We start from the raw sequence: 18,474 nt of genomic DNA on the forward strand, positions 1-18,474 counted from the left end.
TCATGCAGGTCGCGACAAGCCTATTCTACGATCGCAACGCCGCCGCGATGCAGGCGCTGCAATCCCATGCGGACACGCTCAACACGCAAGTCGCGACCGGCAAGAAGCTGACGTCCGCGTCCGACGATCCGGTCGCGTATCAGACGCTGCGCGGGATCGCGACCGCGACCGCGAACGACACCGCCTACAAGGGCAATCTGACGCTCGCCGGTTCGCTGCTGACGCAGACGGATACCACGCTCGGATCGATCACGACCCAGCTGCAACAGGCGTCGTCGCTGGTTCTCCAGGCGCGCAACGGCACGCAGACCGCGGACAGCCGCAAGATCATCGGTCAGCAGCTGGCCGGTATCGCCGACAGCATCGCCGCGCTCGCCAATGGCAAGGATGCGCGCGGCCAGCCGATCTTCGGCGATGCGAACGGCGGTGCCGCGGTCACGAAGAACGCGGATGGCAGCTATACCTATGCGACGACGACCGGTTCGCCGATTCCCGTCGGCGAAGGCCAGACCGTGCAGACCGGCGACACCGCCGCGCGCGTTCTGACCTTCGGGGGCAAGGATACGCTCGGCGTCCTGTCGACGCTCGCCGCCTCGCTCCAGGCGGGCACCGCGACCGACGGCGACATGGGTCAGGCGATCACCGACCTGACCGATGCGGGCACGCAGGTCTCCGACGTGCAGGCATCGGTCGGCGCGCGCGGTGCCCGCGTGGATATATTGCAATCGACGCTGACGACGACCGCCAACGATCGCGAGACGTTGCGTTCCGGGCTGGAGGATACCGACACCACGGCGGCGCTCGCGGAATTGTCGAAGACGATGACGATCCTGTCCGCGACCCAGGCGAGCTTTACCAAGCTCTCGTCGCTGTCGCTGTTCGATTATCTCAAATAGCGGCGACGCTCCGAATAACCGCGGTGATCGCCCGTCTTGGTAACCGCTTGGCTACCAAATCCGGTTAACGATGGTGCGAACGCCGGATCGTCCGGTCTATCCGGGGATAAACGACACCCATGTTTCCGATCATCGGCATCGTCGTCCTGCTCGGCATGGTGTTCGGCGGCTTCGCCTTCACCGGCGGTGCGCTCGGCCCCGTCCTCGAAGCGATCCCGCACGAAATGCTTATCATCGGTGGTGCCGCCGCGGGCGCGCTCATCATCGGCAATTCGGGCAAGGAACTCAAAGGCCTGGGCGGCGGGCTCGGCAAGGTGTTCAAGGGCCCGAAATATAAAAAGCAGGATTTTCTCGACGTCATCTTCCTGGTGTCGAAACTGATGAAGATGCTGCGCACCGACGGCCCGATCGCGCTGGAACCGCATGTCGAGGATCCGGCATCGTCCGCGGTCTTCGCCGAATATCCCAAGCTCCTGAAGGATCATGCGCTGGTCAACCTGATCGCCGACACGCTGCGACTCGTGGTCGTGTCGTCGGGCACGCTCGACGTGCATGCGGTCGAGGAGGTCATGGACCATTCGATCAAGACGCATCACCATGAAGAGGAGAGCGCGCACGGCACGCTGACGAGCCTCGCCGACGCGCTGCCCGCGCTCGGCATCGTCGCCGCGGTCCTGGGCGTGGTGAAGACGATGGGGTCGATCGACAAGCCGCCGACGATCCTCGGCGCGATGATCGGCTCGGCGCTGGTCGGCACGTTCATGGGCGTGCTGCTGGCCTACGGCATGGTCGCGCCGCTCGCGAACCGGTTGCGTCAGGTGCTCGATGCGGATGCCGCGATCTACGGCGTGGTGAAGCAGATCATCATCGCCTCGCTCCACGGCCATCCACAGCCGCTGGTGATCGAGGCCGCCCGTTCGGGGATCGCGCACAAGAACCAGCCGGGATTCGCCGAAGTGTTCGACGGCCTCAGGGGCAAGTAGGGCATGGCCGCGCGCGCACCGCACGGGACGAACCAGCCCCCGAAGATCATCGTCAAGAAAATCTACATCGAAGGCCATGGCGGTCATCACGGCGGCGCGTGGAAGGTCGCCTATGCCGATTTCGTGACCGCGATGATGGCGTTCTTCCTGTTGCTGTGGATTCTCGGCGCGACGACCGAGAAGCAGCGCAAGGGTATCGCCGATTATTTCGCGCCCACGCTGATCGATACGCGCACGCTCGGTATCGGCGGTGCCGGTCCGTCGGGGGGCGATTCGCTGCTGTCGCAGAGCAAGCTCGGGCCGCACACGTCCAAATCACCCTTCCAGACCATCGCCGCGCCCGTCGCCAATAGCGGCGGCACGGAAACGGGCAATCGCGCCGCGGACAAAGGCAAGGGCCGCGAAGCGATGGCGGCGGAGGACCGCAAGAATTTCGAGGCGATGCGCCGCCACGTCCTCGAACAGATCAGCGGTTCCGCGACCCTGTCGAAGCTCGCGAACCACGTCCATTTCGTCCAGACGCGCGACGGCATGCGGATCGATCTGATCGACGATGCCGATTATTCGATGTTTCCGCTGGGGACGACCGCACTGGACGCGAAGGCCGGATCGCTGATCTCGCTGATCGCCGGATCGATCCAGGGCATGGCGAATCCGATCATGATCCGCGGGCATACCGACAGCGTGCCGTACGGCGATCCGCGCGCGATGAACAACTGGATGCTGTCGTCGGGCCGAGCCGAGGCGACGCGGCGGCAACTGGCGCTTGGCGGGATACCCGAAACGCGGTTCGAACGGATCGAGGGCGTCGCGGACCGCGAGCCGATGATCGAGAAGGACCCGGCCGATCCGCGCAACCGGCGCGTGGCGATCACGCTACTCTATCGACCGGGTGCGTTCGGGCAGTGATCCACCGCGACGGTGAACCGCGGACGATGCCATGACATCGTCCGCGGACCGATCGTTCAGGCGTTTTCTTCCACCTTGGCCTTGCGCTTCGCGGCGGCGGGCGCGGTCTCGCCCTTGCGTTGGCCGGGCTTGCGGCCGAGGCCGATCTTCTTCGCCATCGCGCGACGGCTTTCCGAATAGGTTTCGGCCACCATCGGATAATCGGCCTTCAGGCCATAGCGTTCGCGATATTCGTCCGGGGTCATGCCATGCGTCGACAAGTGGCGGCGCAGTGTCTTGTATGGCTTGCCATCGATCATCGAAATGATGTGATCCTTCGACGCCAATGACTTACGCGCGGAAACCGCGGGTGTGTACTCGGCCGCGGGTTCGGCAACCGGAGCAACACCGGTCGCGCCAAGAAGCGCGGACACGGTATCGTGCATCTTGCCGAGAAAGGCAGGAACTTCGTCTGCCGAAATACGGGTATTGGGATTGCCGAGCCATGCGATCGTCAACTCCGTCGCCAGTTCGACCGCGTTGGTGTCGGTCATATCTTCGTTCATCATCGTCTCCATTTGAATTGGATGCGATCTAGCAAGAGATCGCCGCGGGTCAATAACGAAAGATCGGAATTGATGAATAAATATCGGATCCTTCGTCCGGCGGCGCGTAGAGTGCGCTCGTGGCCACGGTATCGATAGGGCGTCGCGGCGGCGTGCGGGGTCGTAACGACTTGCCGCATTCGGCCGGTAAAGTTTTCGCGGGGGCGCAAAAGATTACTGGAATTCAATCGGTCGCATCGCCATTTGGAGGACATGATGAAGATTGCTCTCCCCGCCCTCGCCGCCGCCGCGCTTATTGGCGTGGCTGGCTTTTCCGCCGGTACACGGGCCGCGGAGCGCGCGGTTCCCTTGCCGAAATCCACGATCGACGTTCCCCCGGGAACGGGATCGCAGACGGCTGTCTTTGCCGGCGGATGTTTCTGGGGAATGGAGGCGGTGTTCGAACATGTGAAGGGCGTGAAGTCGATCACCGCCGGGTATGCCGGTGGTGCGGCGGGCACCGCGACGTACGACCAGGTGTCGACCGAGACGACGCGCCATGCCGAGGCGATCCGGATCGTCTACGATCCGCGGATCGTCAGTTTCGCGACGCTGTTGCGCATCAATTTTTCCATCGCGCAGGATCCGACCGAACTCAATCGCCAGGGTCCCGACAGCGGCAGCAGCTACCGCTCCGTGGTCTTTCCGCAAAGCCCGGCCCAGGCGCAGGTGACCCGCGCCTATATCGCGCAGCTCGGTGCGGCGCATGTCTTTCCCCGGCCGATCGTGACCGCGATCGAAACCGGCAAATTCTATCCCGCCGAGGCGTATCACCAGCATTTCTACGACAGGAATCCGACCTATCCGTACATCGTGATGTGGGACAAGCCGAAGGTCGCGGCGTTCAAGGCGGCCTATCCGGCGCTGGCGCTGCCGACGCCCTAAGCGGCGATCGGAAAGCGCAGCATCCGGTCGGCGACGGGGATCAGCGCTTCCGCCCGCTGCCCCACGGCGCGGACGATTTCGGGATCGTGCGCATCCAGCCCGCCGGTCAATGCGCCGAACGCGGGCAGGATCAGTTTCGTGTCGGTCGCGACGAAACATCGCCGCGCGACCTGCTTGCCGCGCACCCTGACGCGCAGTTTCGGGTGGTAATGCCCCGACAATTCGCAGCGCGGCTCGCCCGGTCGTGCTTCGTGACGTAGCATCAGACCGTGCAGCACCGCTTCGTCGACCACCCCGCCGCCGCAGCGATCGACCATATGCGGATCGTGATTGCCGGTGATCCACGTCCACCGCATCCCCCCGGTCAGCGCCAGCAGCATGTCGCGGGCGCGCGCCGGCAACCGGGCGCAGCCGTCGACGTCGTGGAAACTGTCGCCCAGGCACCAGACCTCCTCGGCACCCGATGCGGCGACAAGCGCGGTCAGATCGGCCAGCGTCGCGATCGAATCATAGGGCGGCAGCATCTGGCCGCCGCGCGCGAACCAGCTCGCTTTCTCGAAATGCAGATCGGCGACCAGCATCGCGCGTCGCGCGGGCCAGAATACGGCGCCCTGCGGCAGCGCCAGCAACGAATGACCGCCGAACGAAAAGGGAACCATGTCCGCGCCATGCCGCCCCCGGACTCGCGGCGCAACCCCCGCCGTGCCGTTGCCGCAAGCCCCGCTGGCGTTGCCGGGGCGATGCAGGTACAGCGCGCCGTCTCCTGCTAGGTGTCCCTCACGCATATGCCGTTCGTCAGCGCTACCGACGCCGCCGGACCGCCGTCGCTTGCCGACGACGGTCACGGCCATCCGCGTCCGGCGATGGCGGCGCTGACCATCGGCGCGATCGGCGTGGTGTTCGGCGATATCGGTACCAGCCCGCTTTATGCCTTTCGCGACGCACTGACCCCGGCGGCCGGGGACGGGATCGATCCGTCCGAGATACTGGGCGTACTCAGCCTTGCGTTGTGGGCGCTCTTCCTCGTCGTCACCGTCAAATACGTGCTGTTCCTGATGCGCGCCGACAATCAGGGGGAGGGCGGCGTGCTGGCGCTGACCGCGCTGGCCAGGCGGGCGCTCGGCTGGCGTTCGCGCACCGCGCTGCTCCTGGGGGCGGCGGGGGCTGCGCTGTTCTACGGCGATGCGATCATCACGCCCGCGCTGTCGGTGCTGTCCGCGGTGGAGGGGATGCAGACGATCCCTTCGACCGCGGCGTTCTTCGATCAGAATACCGTGCTTACGGTCACGATCGTAATCCTGGTCGGCTTGTTCGCGATCCAGTCGCGCGGGACCGCGGATATCTCGCGGCTGTTCGGACCGGTCTGCATGCTGTGGTTCCTGACGATCGGCGGGCTTGGGCTGTGGCACATCGCCGACGAGCCGACGATCTTCCGCGTGCTCGTCCCGACCTACGGCATCGATCTGCTGCTGACGCACGGCGTCACCGGCCTGTTCGTGCTCGGCGCGGTGTTCCTGACCGTCACGGGGGCGGAGGCGCTGACCGCGGACATGGGGCATTTCGGGGTCAAGCCGATCCGGATCGGCTGGTTCTTCCTCGTCGCGCCGGCCTTGGTCCTGAATTATCTCGGCCAGGGCGCCTTCGCGCTGGCGTCGCTGGAACGCGCCGGTGCGGCGCATGTCGCCTTCGTCAATCAGAGCTGGTTCTTCCTGATGGCCCCCGAAAGCGTGCGCGGGTTCCTGATCGTGCTCGCCGGGTTCGCGACGATCATCGCCAGCCAGGCGGTCATCACCGGCGCCTATTCGCTGACGCAACAGGCGATCCAGCTCGGGCTGCTGCCGCGGCTGCGGATCCGCAACACGTCGGCGGCGAGTTCGGGGCAGATCTATCTGCCCGCGATCAACTGGCTGCTGCTGATCGGCGTGCTGATGCTGGTCGTCCAATTCCGGACGTCGTCGGCGATGGCGGCGGCGTACGGCATCGCGGTGACGGGGACGATGGTGGTGACGACGTGCCTCGCCTATGTCGTCGTCCGCCACCGCTGGAGCTGGTCGCGCACGCTGGCGATCGCGGTGATCCTGCCGTTCCTGACGCTCGATCTCGTCTTCTTCGGCGCGAATATCCTGCGTGTGGTGGAGGGCGGCTGGGTGCCGCTCGTCGTCGCCGCGGCGATCGGGCTGGTGATCTATACCTGGGTACGTGGCAAATCGATCGTCGCCGCGTTCGAGCGGCAGCAGAGCATCTCGCTCGCCGATCTCGCCGCCGCACTCGCCAAGCGCCCGCCGGAACGCGTCGAAGGCGTGGCGGTGTTCCTGACCGGCAACCCCGAGGCGGCACCGGGCGCGCTGCTCCACAACCTCAAGCACAACAAGGTGCTGCACGAGCGCAACCTGATCGTCAGCATCCGCACCGCCGACCGCCCGTTCGTCGATCCGGACAAGCGCGGGCATGGCGAGCGGATCGACGATAATTTCAGCCGGGTCGTCCTGACCTACGGCTTCATGGAAACCCCCGACGTCCCGCGCGACCTTGGGCTGGGCGCAAAGCGCGTCAACCGCGCGCTCGATCCGATGAAGACCAGTTTCTTCATCGGCCGCAACACGCTGAAGGCGGGCGCGGACAAGGGGATGCCATTGTGGCAGGACCGCATCTTCATGTTCCTGCAACGCAACGCCAGCGACCCGACCGATTTCCTGAAAATCCCGCCGGGCAAGGTGCTGGAACTGGGCGAGCAGGTAACGGTGTAGCGCCGATTCCCGCCGGCAGGCGGGGAGGACTTAAGGTCGGCTATTTTGCCGCCAATTCCGCCCGCACCGCCAGCGCCCGTGCGAAGACCGCCTCGAACATCGCCGCGGTCAGGCGGCCGGTATTGGTGTTGTACCGCGAGCAGTGATAGCTGTCGATCAGCACGTGACCGCCGGGCATCCGGTGTTCCGCCAGATGCCCGAACTTCGCCTTGGGCAGTCGGCCGCCCAGCACCTTCACCGCCGACTGGTGCGCGATCTGACCGAGCGCCACGAACACGCGGGCATTGGGCAGCACCGCGGCCTGACCTTCCAGAAACGGGCGGCAGGTGCGGATTTCCTCAGGGCTCGGCTTATTCTGCGGCGGCAGGCATTTGACCGCGTTGATGATGATCGCGCCGTCCAGCGCCAGATCGTCCTCGGGCGTCGCGGCATAGGTGCCGTGCGCCAGGCCGAACGTGCCGAGCGTATCGAACAGCAATTGCCCCGCATAATCGCCGGTGAACGGCCGCCCGGTGCGGTTCGCGCCGTGCTTGCCGGGGGCGAGGCCGACGATCGCGAGCCAGGCCTGCGGGTCGCCGAACGCGTTGACGGGCGCGTTCCACCAGTCGGGATATTCGACGCGCAGTGCCTCGCGGAACGCCACGAGGCGCGGACAGCGCGGACAATCGCGCGGGGGTTCGCTGGCGGGAATGGGGGAGGGTGCGAAGTGCATGGCCTTGCGCTACGCGGACGACGTGACGACGACAACCTATGCGATCGCGTTCGGTGCGAACCGGCGCAGCCGGGCGGGTAGCCCCGAAGCGGCGATCGCGGCGGCGCTGGTGCGGATTGGCGGTGTCGTCGCGGTCTCGCCCGTCCTGCACAGCGCCCCGGTCGGGCCGTCGATCCGGCGTTTCGCCAATGCGGTGGCGATCGTCGAGACGCACGAGACGCCGCCGGCGCTATTGGCGCGGCTGAAGACCATGGAGCGCGCGTTCGGACGGCGGCGCGGGCGGCGCTGGGGCGCGCGACCGATCGATCTGGATATCATATGTTGGTCGGGCGGCATTTGGTCGGGGCCCGGACTGGGCATTCCGCACGTCGCGTTCCGCACCCGCGCCTTCGTGCTGCACCCATTGGCGCGGATCGCGCCCGACTGGCGCGATCCGCTGACCGGCCGGACCATGCGCCAGCTCGCGCATATGGTTGACCGCCGCAAGCCACGGACCTAGGCGAAGCGCGGTCTGGAGTGGGCCCATAGCTCAGTTGGTAGAGCAACGGACTTTTAATCTGTAGGTCTCGGGTTCGAGTCCCGATGGGCCCACCAGACGCGGGATGCGATCTTCACTCCGGCACGATAACATTGTCACAGCGGCAACTTAATGACACGCCGCACTACCGGTTAGACTAAACTCCGCTTGATAAAGTAATCAACGACGGTTCGATCGATATATAAAACAACTATCGACATCTCGGTTGTTTCAACGGGCGCTACTGTGGCTCATACAATCAATAATTCGATTTTATTGAACCGGTCAATTTTATTTTTCGCTATGAACTCAAGGTACGGTAGACGTAGGACTTGCCTGGTTATGACAGTGTCCGTCGTCGGACAGGATAATAACGCCCCTACTATCTGCCGACGCTCCCGGATCATGGGGTCGTGCGAGCCCATGGGACTATGTACGCCTTAGTTCCCACGTCGGAGACAAACGTGCATCCCTGAGTCGCCGACGACCGCTCGACCGCCAAGATAGGCCAGTCTCTACCAGCGACCACCGCCAGATCGACGACATCCAACAAAGGTCGGTAGATGCTCGCGGCGTCCACCGACCGAGGAACCGGCCATGGAACCGCGGTCCGCAGCCGACCTCCGAAAGATACGAAATTCACGCCTTTGACCGTTGCAGAGACGTCAAGGCAATTTTGCGTCACTCGAACCCTGGCGCTGCCTCCTCCACGAAGCGGGAAGGCGGTGCTGCCACCGTTGCGTATGATGACGTCCGGTTTCCTGTAAGCCGAGCCTTTGAACCCACGGTGCTGGACCGAGTGCCGATCCTGTTTGCCGTCCGCCATGCCCCTGAACGGCCAGCCTCGCGATGGCCGGATCAACCAGGCCAGCGCGTCGAGGTCGTATTCTTCGGACGCCAGCAGAGCGACAAGGAAGGCGGACACGCAGGCCACACATCCGCCGATCTCGTCACGGAAGATCGACAGCAGGCCGAGGCTGTACTCCTCCATGATCTCCGTGACCGCCAATCGAGATTTCGCGCGGGCGATCACGATATTCGCGAGGGTCGCGGCGGACGGCTCGTGATCCGACTTCGTGAAGGTCATTCGACCACTCCGTTCCGGTGGCTCCGAACTAGTACCTCAGGCGGCTCGGCGTACGGGCACGTCTCGCGGGCGAGCGATCCCATCGTCGTTAACCGGCATTCCGACGTGAGGCCGCGATCGCTGATCGCGCGCCCCATTACAGAAACCCTGTGACCGGTCGGACGGTCGCGCGTTCCCCAAGCGTCGGGTCGGCGACGTACAACGCAAACAGGTGCTGAGTAAGGATCGGAGCTCCCTCACTCATCGCGGTCTCGCCCCAGGCCTCCCAGCGGTCCAGACGGGATGCCAGCCAGACGTGAAAGAGGTCCCGTCCATCGGTGTCCGCGAACGTCTGCATCCAGATGGTGCGCCGGATCGGCACATTCTCCCCGAGACCGTCGCCTATCAGCGCGACGGTCGGCTTGCCCGAAAGGTCCTTCCGAACGAAGCGGAACGGAAGGCGCTTCGCAAATTCTTCGACCCTGTCCAACCAAGCTGCCCGTTCCGCTTCAGCCGTTTCGGGCGGGGTGATCGTATCCATCGCCGCGCGGCCGGCAGGGATAAAACGGACCGCGGGATCGCGCGTGGACGCGAGCATCACCAGCACAGCGATCCCCTCAGAGGATACGTGGCGTCCGCCATCGGAGAAGTGGCTATTGTCAGCCTGATCGCTGGCAACCAGCCCTTCGCGCATCAGCCAGAGATCGTAGAAGCGCTTGTATTCCGCATCGCCTTTGAACAGGTCGTGGACATCTTCGGTCACCCCGATCACGCGGCGTGACATCGCCGCCAGAACGGCGGTCATACGTTCAAGCTGCTCCGCCATGGCCCGGTCGTCTCGGACGCGCATGCCCAAGCGACCGACCCAGAACGCCTCACGGACCGACGACCAACGCCGACCATCCCCATCGATCAGCAGCGGATGATGCCCACCGTCTGCATGAAGCCAATATCCCCATGGGAGGTTGGGATTGTACCTCTCCTCGTACGTCATGCGCGGCGCGTCGGGCTGAAGGGGTCGAGCCCTACGCCTGGACGATCACCGTCAAGCGGCGGCATTGGACGTCCGTTCGCGATGGCGTGCAACTGGGCTGCCAAGTTCGTCGTCTCGCGTACAAGGTACGCCTCGTCCCGGTACGAGGCGCCCGTCTCCGCAGCCAGCGCGCGTTGATATCCGTCCGGCACGATATCGTAGACGTGGTCGCAGCCGAAGCCGAACCACCAAAGGTTGTCGGGGACGTCCACGACGGTCGTCGGCGAGGCGGCCGATCCCGACGAAGGCGCCCTCGACCCCAAGGGCCGAGACACTGCTGCCGCGGATGCCGTATGCCGTCTCGTCGTCGCTGCCGCCGGAACGTGGCAAACGGAACGGCTTGGTCGCTCCCGCTCCTCACACGATTCCGAATAATTCACGCCGCCGTGAACAACGATGGGTGGGTCATGCGGCAGGGCCTGGTAATCCACGCCGTGGAAAGGGTGGTCTGGCCCGATCCCGACATAACCGTGAAGGGCACCGTTGCTCTCCCGTCGCACGATGCACGGCGATCCAGTCGCCGGGTCGATCCAGCTGACCTTGTCGGGCTCCGCGCTCCACGGCCCCGGCTTCTTCGGATGGACCTCGGGAACGTGGTAGACTTCCAGCGGTGGAATGGACGTCCCGGCGAGGAAGCGTCCCGCAGGTACGTTTCCTTTCGCTACGACTGCGATCGTCTTTGTAGGTTTTTTGGCCATTTTCATTTTTCCTCGTTCACGTGAGAGGCGAGTGTGTTGGCAATTATCGGGATTGGTTCGTCCCGCGGGCATCGGGCATCGGGCATCGGACATCGGACCTCCGCCGTCACACGTAGCGGTCGTTCCAGGTCACTCGCTCGACGATGGGTCCGAGCTTTTTCGGAAATGCGTCCGCGGCGTAGACCTGGCCTGCGAGCCACCACTCCTCCGCCACCCGGTCTGCGTCGCGGACTTCGCGCCACCACTCCCTAGCGATTCCGTCCCACCGGTATCCTCGAGCCTTCAGCCGGTCCTTGACCTCGAACGCCGCACCAACCGCGCGAAAGCGCCATGACGGCGCGCGGGCAGTCTCCAGCATTTCCGCGAGAACAGTTCGGCCGCACGGCAGATCGTGGCCGAGCAGCGCGATCACCGCATCGACGTCGTCAACCGCGCGGTGGGCTCCGTGGAACAAACCGATCCGGCTCAGCAGCCAGCCGAGCGACCGGTTGCCATCGAACCCGTTCGCCCGCCAATCGACGTCGTTGCACGAGCAGCACCATGCCAGGCCCGCCGCATCTGGAAGACGCCGCACCAGCATACCCAGGTCGAAACGGGCGTTGTGCGCACATACGAACTCCGCAGAACGCAGCAGCCGCATCGCCTCGCCATCATCGATCGCCTTGCCGACTAGCTCGGCGTCGGTAATCCCCGTCAATTTCGCCACGTCTGCCGGCAATTCGCGACCGGGATCCTCGAGCCACGAATACGCCTTGTCGATTGACACGATCACGCCGTCCGGATCAAAGCGGATACGACGCATCGCCAGTTCGACGATCACGTCGTCGTCCCCGATCCCGGTGGTCTCCGTATCCAGCACGATACCGATCGAGGTGCCGTTACGGCGACCGACGCCGGTATGGCCTTCCTTCAGCTCCAGGCGCCGCAGGACGCGGTAGTCGTCGCTGCCGTCGATCGCACGAAGCGTCTCTTCGTCGAACATGTCCCCGGTCATCGTGTATCTCCTCTCTTCGGGACGAACGAGACCTGCGCCGGACCAAGAGAGGTCCGGCGGCACGTCCGCGACGGTCGGGTTCGGTCAGGCCAGGAAGCGCTGCTCGATGTTCAGGTCGATGCCGGCGGCAAGCGGCGAAGCGGGATCGGATGCGATCAGTGCGAGCGTGTGGCAGATCGCCTTGGAGACCAGCGCCCCGACGAGCGGCGCGGTCGGATCGAACCCCTCGACGATCACCGCATCCGCCATGGCCGCGCCCATGCGCATGTACAGACGTCCGGCGATCTCCGACTCGTCGCTCGCGAGGGAGGCATGGAACGCCTGCACGATCTCGAAGCCGTCGTTCGCGATGACAGTCGCGGTGAACAGGCGAGGCTCACCCTGGTCGCGGTCGAAGGGCGACAATTCCCCTTCGCCTCCGTGGCCGTACCCACGCTCGAACTCCACACCCGTAAAGTCGATATCCTCGTCCTCGTCGTCGTCCGACGCCAGCGCGTCGATGGCAGCCGGTTCAGCGTCCAGACCGATCGAGAGACCGTGAAGGAGGATGCCGCGCAGGCACGCTCCACGCTCGAGACAGGCATCGAGTGCCGTCGCGCCGGAGAACAGCACGCGCGGTGCAAGCATCCAGGTCATCGGATCGTGCGCGACCCCTTCGCGCTGGAAGCGGCCCGCCGCCTCACTCGCTACGAGGGCAACGCGCGAGATTGCGCGACGGGTCGTGACGACCACGTCGTCCGAAGGCTCGTCCTCATCGAGCGGATCCATATAGGCCATGATGGATGTCGCGGCGAAAGTCGGAAATGAAGGGACTGTATGGCGAGCGACATCGCGCGCGTTCGTCAGCGGGGCGGTCATGATGGTCATGTCTCAACTCCGGTCGCCGGTGGTCGAAAAGCGCCGGGACAAGGCGACCAACCCCGGCGATCGCCATATGCGAACGCAAGAATGTCGTTTCAATACTCCATGGAATATTGTATGGTCAGTTCGGCTTTAACCATCAGGTAGCAGATCGCGCTTGATGGGGGCGTTCCAGTCCATACAGTAGCGGAGTGAAAAACATGAAGGCCATGCAGGTGATGTCGGCGCTCTCGCAGCAGACGCGGCTCGACGTGTACACTCGGCTCGTCGCCTCGCTGCCGGAGGGCATGGCGGCAGGCGAACTCGCGACCGCCACCAAGACAGCGCCCACCGCGATGAGCCCGCATCTCGCGATCCTGTCCAGGGCAGGGCTGGTGAAATCCACGAAGGTCGGACGGAGCATCATCTACCGCGCGGTTACGCAGCCACTCGATGGCTTGGTCGAGTTCCTTTCCACAATCCATGCCCTCAGCGGCTCCAATTCAACAACGGAGTTGTAAATAGGCTTCGAACCGGGACCCCCCGATCGGCGTGTAAAAGGGACCCCCTTTGGAAGGCGTGTGACGTGGTGTCGGGTACTACTGCCCTGCAGGAGGAATCGTTCATATTCGCTGATCTCAACGAGACCAGCCGACCCAAGGAAGGCGAAGCGGACCTCGTCGTAGCCGAACCGGATCGGGACGCAGAGTCCATCCACGAGGCCATGCTCTCGACCGTCCGCCATGATGAACGCGCCGTCCGGCGACAGCGTGGCGACCCTCCAGCGTGACCGTCCTGGCGGTCCGGAACACCGCTGGGACGACAGTATCCTTTATCCAGTGCCGCGCGCGCTGATGGCGTTCAGCCCAACCAGGCATGCTCTTGCCGAAGAGATATTCCGCACCGTGGGAATTGCCGCCGCCAAAGACGCGCAGGTTCCCTGCGCACTGGAAGCCCAGTGGTCGAACGCGCTCTATGAAGAAGTCGTTCAGCGCGTACCTGTCACCGCCGTCGCCAACGGCCGACATGATGCCCAGCGCCGCCGATCAAAGGCGTCCGGTCCGGCGCCGGGTGCGGACCTCGCGTCTGGCATCTAGCTGAACCTCGCCGTCGCTTTTAGACGCTTAGGCCTACAAAAGGGCCTCTCTTTTGTGCGCCTATCCACAGTCAACCGGTCTACAGTCTGCCTACAGGTGCGTTACTTTCGCCTCCCCAAAAATGGCAAGAGGATGGATAACGGATGATGTATCGGGTTTTTTAGATCGGATTTGGGTGTAATTGCTTTCGTCATTGCATCGCCATGAAACTGTCCTATCAATATGCACTGCTGATAACTGGGAAGCGAGTCTTTGATGGCACTGCTGGCGCAAGTGATACTGTTTGGCGGCCTCATGGGTCTTGGGACGGTAGCCGCAGCGACGGAAACGATCATTTACACCTACGATGCGAAGGGGCGGGTCATTCAGGTCGTGCACAGCGGCACGGTCAATAATAATTTGCAAACGACCTATCAGCATGACCACGCTGACAACCGTGTGCACGTAGCCATGACGGGCGGCTCCAACTAACACCACAATATACCAGAGGCGATGTCATGAACTGTTCGACTATGGTTGCGCGGCGCAGCCTTCGCACGCGCCGTGTCGTCTTGCTGCTCTCCAGCGTCATCGGATCGGTGGTAACCCATACCGCGTTCGCACAGCTGGCCGCACCTGCCCCCGTCCGTTCCTCGGTCGACGGGAACAGCGTCGATCTGTTCCTCGGGACATTCAATGCACGTGGCGCGCCCATCACCCTTGGCGCGTCGTCGCAGGGGCTGACCTATCAGCAGATTAATACCGGGTCCGGCTGGACCGACAACACAACCGTATCGCTGAACCAGAGCGGCAACATCATGACCGTGGCAATTGGCGGTTATTCCGACTCATTCACTGTCTCGGGATCGACCTTTACGCCGACAGAGGGCAACGGGGCATCGCTCACGGTCAGTGGCAACGTCTTCGCCTACACCCAGTCGGACGGCTCGGTCATCCACTTCAACAAGACGATGGCAGGCGTCTATCCATATTATTCCAACTACGGGCGGGTGACGGACATCACCAGCCCGTCTGGCCTCAAAGAAACCTTCTCGTATTACAGCATCAGCTATTGCTCCCGATCGAAACCTGGAGGTGATGGTGACATCTGTACGCAGCACAATTACGCCTACCGTGTCACGACGGTGTCGAGCACCGCAGGATACAGCCTGACGTTCAATTATGGCGAACTCGATCCTTATGACCCTGAAGATCCCTCCGACCAGCCGAATTTCCAGGAGTTCTCGACGGTGCTAGGCGTCTCGTCCACGAACACCGTGACAGGGGCGGCTGGTCCTTCGGAGAGTTTCTCGGGCAGCACTGACGCCAACAACAACTATGTCGTGACGATCACAGACCCTGCGGGCCGTTCGACGCTCTACCGGTCGAACGCGATCGGTATCGTCGGTATCCGCCTGCCCGGCAGCACCAATGACGACGTCACCGTCGCCTATAACGGGAGCAGGGTCAGCGGCATTACGACATCGGTCGGCACCACGACCTATAGCGCCAGTGATAATGGCGGCCTGAGAACGGTCACCGTCACCGATCCCGCATCGCACGTGACGACATACGTCTTCAACCTGGCATCGCAGCGGATGACCTCGGTCACCGACGCGCTCAATCACACCACCAGTTCGCAATATGACGGCAATGGCCGGATCACCCAGGTTACCAGACCGGAAGGCGACGGGCTGAGCTATGCCTATGACGGTTATGGCAATGTCACATCGATCACAGCGAACGCCAAGGGTGGCGGGTCGCAGCCTGTGTCGTCGGCGTCTTACCCGTGCAGCAGCGCAGCAACCTGCAACAAGCCCGCATGGACGCGCGACGCGCTCGGCAACCAGACCGATTATGCCTATGATGCGACGACCGGCGAAATCGCGAGCGCAACCGCGGCTGCGGGCGCGAACGGCGTTCGTCCGCAGACACGCTACACATACACGAGCGTGGGCGGCGTTTCGCTGCCGATGACTATCTCGCAGTGCCAGACTGCCTCCAGCTGTTCCGGCGGCACGGACGAGGTAAAGACAACGACCGCCTACAATGCGAACCTCCTGCCGACGAGCGTGACCACGGGGGCGGGCGACGGATCGCTGACGGCGACCACTGCCTATGCATATGACGCGGTCGGCAACGTCGTCAGCATCGACGGGCCGCTGCCGGGTGCGGCGGACACAACGACGTTCGCGTACGATGCCGACCGCGAACTGGTCGAGACGATCTCGCCGGATCCCGACGGCAGTGGACCGCTCAAGCCACGCGCCTCGCGCACGACCTACAATGCCGATGGTACGGTCGCGCAGGTCGACATCGGCACCGATACCGGCAGCAACTTCGCCGCGTTGCAGACGGTGGCGACGAACTATGACGCCGCACACCGGAAGGTGCAGACGACGCTGAGCGCGGGCGGTACCATGTTCGCGGTGGTGCAATATGCCTATGACGGCGCCGGCCGGCTGCAATGTACCGCGCAGCGGATGAACCCGGCCGCGTTCGGTTCGCTGCCCGGGGCGTGTTCGCTCGGCACTGCCGGCAGCTTCGGCAACGACCGGATCGGCTTCACCCATTATGACGCGATCGGCCGCACGGATTACGTGACCACGGCGTATGGTGCGCCGGAAGCGGCGACCGAGCATATGAGCTATACCGCCAACGGCAAGACGGCGAGCGTGACGGATGCGAACGGCAACGTGACGAACTACGGCTATGACGGGTTCGACCGTGCGCTGACGACGACGTATCCCGGCGGCAGCTACGAGCAGCTGGGCTATGATGCGAATGGCAATGTGACGAGCCGTCGCTTACGCGATGGTCAGGTACTGAACTACAGCTACGACGCGCTGAACCGGCGAACGTACGACGACAACCCCAACACCAATGTCGCAGAGGTGGACGTGAGCTACACTTACGACAATCTGGGCCGTGTGCTGACCGCGGGGGACCAGAACGGCTGGACGGTATCGCTGTCCTATGATGCGCTGGGCCGGGTAGTGCAGCAATCGAGCGACCTGTCGAGCAATGCGCTGTCCTACGACATCGCGGGCAACCTGTTGCGCCAGACGTGGGCGGATGGGTTCTACGTGACCTACGATCATCTTGTAACGGGTGAGGTGAGCGTCGTCCACGAGAACGGCGGCTTCGCGCTGGCGACGTTCGCGTACGACGATCTGGGTCGCCGGACGAGCCTGACGCGCGGCAACGGCACGGTGACGGGCTATGCCTATGACGCGGCGTCGCGGCTGAGCGGGCTGACGCAGGATCTGGCGGGAACGGCACAGGACCTGACGCTGGGGTTTGCATACAACCCGGCGGGGCAGATCGCGAGCCGGACCAGTTCGAACGATGCCTATGCATTTACCCAGAGCTATAACGTCGACCGCGCCTACAGCGTCAACGGGCTGAACCAGTATACCCAGACCGGGAGCATCACGCCGAGCTATGACGGCCGCGGCAACCTGACGCAGGCGGGGGGGCAGAGCTATGTCTACAACACTCGCAATCAGCTGTTCCAGACGAGCGATACGAGCCAGCTGTTCTACCGCGGTCCGGCGGGGACGCTGGGGCAGATACTATCGGGCGGCGGAGGTGAGAACCTCGATTATGTGGGTAGCCTGCTTACAACCGAACTAAACGGCAGCAATGGCGCGGTGCTCAGACGCTATGTCTACGGCCCGGGCAGCGACGAACCGATCGTCTGGTACGAGGGATCGGGGACGAGCGACCGGCGCTACCTGCACGCCGACGAGCGCGGCAGCGTGATCGCGGTCACCAACGACGCCGGCAGCGCGATCGCGATCGACACATACGACGAATACGGCATTCCGGGCAGCGGCAATATCGGTCGGTTCCAGTATACCGGGCAGAAGTGGATACCCGAACTCGGCATGTACGACTACAAGGCGCGGATGTACTCGCCCACACTCGGCCGGTTCCTGCAGACCGATCCCATCGGCTATGGCGATGGGCTGAACTGGTATAACTACGCGGGTGGGGATCCGGTGAACTTCACCGATCCTAGCGGAACGCTGTTTACCTGTAATAACGGAACCACCTCGGAGACCGCGGCAGGTTGTGGAGGTGCCAATGGCGGCGTTGCCGGTCCGGACATCGTAGTCAATGGACAGGCTGTCGCTTCAGGGCTTTCTCCATCCGACCTACAATCTTATCATCTGCCGGACGGACGTATTATTGACCTCTCGAATACGATACCGGGCGATATCGTAATCGCAGCCAAGCAACAGCCGCAGAATGTTGATCCACCATGCAAGCCGGGCGTGAATTGCAAGCTTCCTACGCCACCTAATCCTTGCACTCTTGCCAATAATTTCTGTGGACCTAAACCAGTCCCACCAAAGCCGCGCACGAAACTCAAATTTGGTGCGCCGGAAGACCCATTATTCGCAGTACTAGATAGTATCGGATGCGTGACGAGTGTATTTGCGATTGAAACAGTAGTAACGGCAGCAACGGCAGGCGTTTCATGCGGGTTAGCTGCCTCAGACTTTTTGCACCCGGAGCGGAACTGAGT

18 protein-coding genes and 1 tRNA gene are annotated in these 18,474 nt (G+C 63.5%); 11 read left to right on the top strand and 8 right to left on the bottom strand.

What is annotated here, in order from left to right; all coding sequences use genetic code 11:
• The first annotated feature begins 2 nt into the window (after positions 1-2).
• From HUU99_RS08095 to HUU99_RS08105, 3 genes are all read left to right on the top strand, one after another.
• The gene (locus HUU99_RS08095) at positions 3-896 is read left to right on the top strand and encodes a flagellin (RefSeq protein ID WP_174286067.1); all 894 of its coding nucleotides are present in this window, start codon (positions 3-5) and stop codon (positions 894-896) included.
• Positions 897-1,015: 119 nt separating this feature from the next.
• Positions 1,016-1,879, top strand: a complete 864-nt coding sequence (gene motA, locus HUU99_RS08100) for a flagellar motor stator protein MotA (RefSeq protein ID WP_174286068.1) — start codon at positions 1,016-1,018, stop codon at positions 1,877-1,879.
• A gap of 3 nt (positions 1,880-1,882) precedes the next feature.
• A complete protein-coding gene (locus HUU99_RS08105) occupies positions 1,883-2,788 on the top strand; it encodes a flagellar motor protein MotB (protein ID WP_174286069.1) in 906 nt (301 codons plus the stop codon).
• A gap of 56 nt (positions 2,789-2,844) precedes the next feature.
• Here the strand turns inward: HUU99_RS08105 and HUU99_RS08110 are convergent, their stop codons facing one another.
• On the bottom strand, positions 2,845-3,336 hold the full coding sequence (locus HUU99_RS08110; protein ID WP_375380092.1) for a MucR family transcriptional regulator: 492 nt from the start codon (positions 3,334-3,336) through the stop codon (positions 2,845-2,847).
• Between the two features lie 249 nt (positions 3,337-3,585).
• On the opposite strand from HUU99_RS08110, the gene msrA reads away from it, so the two are divergent.
• A complete protein-coding gene (msrA, locus tag HUU99_RS08115; protein ID WP_174286071.1) occupies positions 3,586-4,257 on the top strand; it encodes a peptide-methionine (S)-S-oxide reductase MsrA in 672 nt (223 codons plus the stop codon).
• On the opposite strand, the gene pdeM is transcribed toward msrA, so the two are convergent.
• Positions 4,254-4,916, bottom strand: a complete 663-nt coding sequence (gene pdeM, locus HUU99_RS08120; RefSeq protein ID WP_174286099.1) for a ligase-associated DNA damage response endonuclease PdeM — start codon at positions 4,914-4,916, stop codon at positions 4,254-4,256. The genes msrA and pdeM overlap by 4 nt on opposite strands.
• 204 nt (positions 4,917-5,120) lie before the next feature.
• Here pdeM and HUU99_RS08125 point away from each other — a divergent pair, with 204 nt between their 5' ends.
• On the top strand, positions 5,121-7,004 hold the full coding sequence (locus HUU99_RS08125) for a potassium transporter Kup (RefSeq protein WP_254603045.1): 1,884 nt from the start codon (positions 5,121-5,123) through the stop codon (positions 7,002-7,004).
• A 40-nt stretch (positions 7,005-7,044) separates the two neighbouring features.
• On the opposite strand, the gene HUU99_RS08130 is transcribed toward HUU99_RS08125, so the two are convergent.
• Complete coding sequence (locus HUU99_RS08130; protein WP_174286072.1) at positions 7,045-7,716, bottom strand: uracil-DNA glycosylase; 672 nt, start codon at positions 7,714-7,716, stop codon at positions 7,045-7,047.
• On the opposite strand from HUU99_RS08130, the gene folK reads away from it, so the two are divergent.
• Complete coding sequence (folK, locus tag HUU99_RS08135) at positions 7,715-8,215, top strand: 2-amino-4-hydroxy-6-hydroxymethyldihydropteridine diphosphokinase (RefSeq protein WP_254603037.1); 501 nt, start codon at positions 7,715-7,717, stop codon at positions 8,213-8,215. The genes HUU99_RS08130 and folK overlap by 2 nt on opposite strands.
• Positions 8,216-8,234: 19 nt before the next feature.
• Positions 8,235-8,310 (top strand) — tRNA-Lys (locus HUU99_RS08140).
• 326 nt (positions 8,311-8,636) lie between these two features.
• Here the strand turns inward: HUU99_RS08140 and HUU99_RS08145 are convergent.
• The 5 genes from HUU99_RS08145 to HUU99_RS08165 form a co-directional block, all read right to left on the bottom strand.
• Positions 8,637-9,320, bottom strand: a complete 684-nt coding sequence (locus HUU99_RS08145) for a hypothetical protein (protein WP_174286073.1) — start codon at positions 9,318-9,320, stop codon at positions 8,637-8,639.
• Between the two features lie 136 nt (positions 9,321-9,456).
• Complete coding sequence (locus tag HUU99_RS08150; protein WP_174286074.1) at positions 9,457-10,125, bottom strand: hypothetical protein; 669 nt, start codon at positions 10,123-10,125, stop codon at positions 9,457-9,459.
• 164 nt (positions 10,126-10,289) lie between these two features.
• Entirely contained in the window at positions 10,290-11,036 is a 747-nt protein-coding gene (locus tag HUU99_RS08155) for a hypothetical protein (protein ID WP_174286075.1), read from the bottom strand.
• 100 nt (positions 11,037-11,136) lie between these two features.
• The gene (locus HUU99_RS08160) at positions 11,137-12,087 is read right to left on the bottom strand and encodes a 3'-5' exonuclease (protein WP_302479980.1); all 951 of its coding nucleotides are present in this window, start codon (positions 12,085-12,087) and stop codon (positions 11,137-11,139) included.
• 21 nt (positions 12,088-12,108) lie between these two features.
• On the bottom strand, positions 12,109-12,891 hold the full coding sequence (locus HUU99_RS08165; RefSeq protein WP_174286077.1) for a hypothetical protein: 783 nt from the start codon (positions 12,889-12,891) through the stop codon (positions 12,109-12,111).
• 194 nt (positions 12,892-13,085) lie between these two features.
• Here HUU99_RS08165 and HUU99_RS08170 point away from each other — a divergent pair, with 194 nt between their 5' ends.
• The 4 genes from HUU99_RS08170 (at position 13,086) to HUU99_RS08185 (ending at position 18,472) form a co-directional block, all read left to right on the top strand.
• The gene (locus HUU99_RS08170) at positions 13,086-13,385 is read left to right on the top strand and encodes an ArsR/SmtB family transcription factor (RefSeq protein ID WP_174286078.1); all 300 of its coding nucleotides are present in this window, start codon (positions 13,086-13,088) and stop codon (positions 13,383-13,385) included.
• A 225-nt stretch (positions 13,386-13,610) separates the two neighbouring features.
• Entirely contained in the window at positions 13,611-13,961 is a 351-nt protein-coding gene (locus tag HUU99_RS08175) for a hypothetical protein (RefSeq protein ID WP_174286079.1), read from the top strand.
• Positions 13,962-14,216: 255 nt separating this feature from the next.
• A complete protein-coding gene (locus tag HUU99_RS08180; RefSeq protein WP_174286080.1) occupies positions 14,217-14,432 on the top strand; it encodes a hypothetical protein in 216 nt (71 codons plus the stop codon).
• A gap of 26 nt (positions 14,433-14,458) precedes the next feature.
• Entirely contained in the window at positions 14,459-18,472 is a 4,014-nt protein-coding gene (locus HUU99_RS08185; protein WP_174286081.1) for an RHS repeat domain-containing protein, read from the top strand.
• Positions 18,473-18,474 lie beyond the last annotated feature (2 nt).

This window comes from Sphingomonas bacterium (assembly GCF_903642285.1).
Taxonomy (GTDB): Bacteria; Pseudomonadota; Alphaproteobacteria; order Sphingomonadales; family Sphingomonadaceae; genus Sphingomonas.

Coding starts and splice junctions, on each gene's coding strand:
- HUU99_RS08125 (WP_254603045.1), top strand. CDS start 5,121: ATGGCGGCGCTGACCATCGGCGCGATCGGCGTGGTGTTCGGCGATATC.
- HUU99_RS08095 (WP_174286067.1), top strand. CDS start 3: ATGCAGGTCGCGACAAGCCTATTCTACGATCGCAACGCCGCCGCGATG.
- HUU99_RS08155 (WP_174286075.1), bottom strand. CDS start 11,036: ATGAAAATGGCCAAAAAACCTACAAAGACGATCGCAGTCGTAGCGAAA.
- motA (WP_174286068.1), top strand. CDS start 1,016: ATGTTTCCGATCATCGGCATCGTCGTCCTGCTCGGCATGGTGTTCGGC.
- HUU99_RS08105 (WP_174286069.1), top strand. CDS start 1,883: ATGGCCGCGCGCGCACCGCACGGGACGAACCAGCCCCCGAAGATCATC.
- HUU99_RS08150 (WP_174286074.1), bottom strand. CDS start 10,125: ATGGCGGAGCAGCTTGAACGTATGACCGCCGTTCTGGCGGCGATGTCA.
- HUU99_RS08185 (WP_174286081.1), top strand. CDS start 14,459: ATGAACTGTTCGACTATGGTTGCGCGGCGCAGCCTTCGCACGCGCCGT.
- folK (WP_254603037.1), top strand. CDS start 7,715: ATGGCCTTGCGCTACGCGGACGACGTGACGACGACAACCTATGCGATC.
- HUU99_RS08145 (WP_174286073.1), bottom strand. CDS start 9,320: ATGACCTTCACGAAGTCGGATCACGAGCCGTCCGCCGCGACCCTCGCG.
- HUU99_RS08175 (WP_174286079.1), top strand. CDS start 13,611: ATGAACGCGCCGTCCGGCGACAGCGTGGCGACCCTCCAGCGTGACCGT.
- HUU99_RS08180 (WP_174286080.1), top strand. CDS start 14,217: ATGGCACTGCTGGCGCAAGTGATACTGTTTGGCGGCCTCATGGGTCTT.
- msrA (WP_174286071.1), top strand. CDS start 3,586: ATGATGAAGATTGCTCTCCCCGCCCTCGCCGCCGCCGCGCTTATTGGC.
- HUU99_RS08130 (WP_174286072.1), bottom strand. CDS start 7,716: ATGCACTTCGCACCCTCCCCCATTCCCGCCAGCGAACCCCCGCGCGAT.
- HUU99_RS08170 (WP_174286078.1), top strand. CDS start 13,086: ATGAAGGCCATGCAGGTGATGTCGGCGCTCTCGCAGCAGACGCGGCTC.
- pdeM (WP_174286099.1), bottom strand. CDS start 4,916: ATGGTTCCCTTTTCGTTCGGCGGTCATTCGTTGCTGGCGCTGCCGCAG.
- HUU99_RS08110 (WP_375380092.1), bottom strand. CDS start 3,336: ATGATGAACGAAGATATGACCGACACCAACGCGGTCGAACTGGCGACG.
- HUU99_RS08165 (WP_174286077.1), bottom strand. CDS start 12,891: ATGACCATCATGACCGCCCCGCTGACGAACGCGCGCGATGTCGCTCGC.